Source organism: Sedimentibacter sp. B4 (genome assembly GCF_000309315.1).
Taxonomy (GTDB): Bacteria; Bacillota; Clostridia; order Tissierellales; family Sedimentibacteraceae; genus Sedimentibacter; species Sedimentibacter saalensis.
Map to the genome: position 1 here is coordinate 1 of NZ_CANG01000428.1, position 458 is coordinate 458.

Sequence of the window (458 nt, forward strand, 5' to 3'; positions counted from 1 at the left end):
CCGCTCACCGGGGTCACCACCCGGGAGGTGACCGGACGCGTCCCCGCCGCGGCCACCTACTACGCATGGCGACTGCCGGCGCGGGACACCCCGGGCTTCGACGCCTGCGAACTCGCGCTGTCCGTGCTCGGCGGCGGGCAGACGTCGCGACTGCACCGGGAACTGGTCCGCAGCCAGCGGGTGGCAGCGGGTGTCGGGGCGTCCGCCATGCCGCTGATCGGTGGTACCTCGTTCGGCGTCGTCAACGTGCGGGCCCTGCCTGGGCAGGACATCGACGCGGCCCACCGCGCCGCCCTGGTCCAGATCGAACGGCTCGCGGAGGCCGGACCGACGCAGGCCGAGCTGGACCGTGCGAAGGCCCAGTTCGCGCGCGAGTGGCTCACCGAACTGGCCCGGTTCGACTCCCGCGCCGACCTGATCGGCGCCTACGCAACGCTGCACGACGACCCGGACCGGGT

The 458-nt window shown here is 74.0% G+C and carries 1 protein-coding gene; it reads left to right on the forward strand.

What is annotated here, in order from left to right; translation table 11 throughout:
* On the forward strand, positions 1 to 458 hold a 458-nt coding region (locus BN358_RS23595), incomplete at both ends, for a pitrilysin family protein (RefSeq protein ID WP_198018431.1).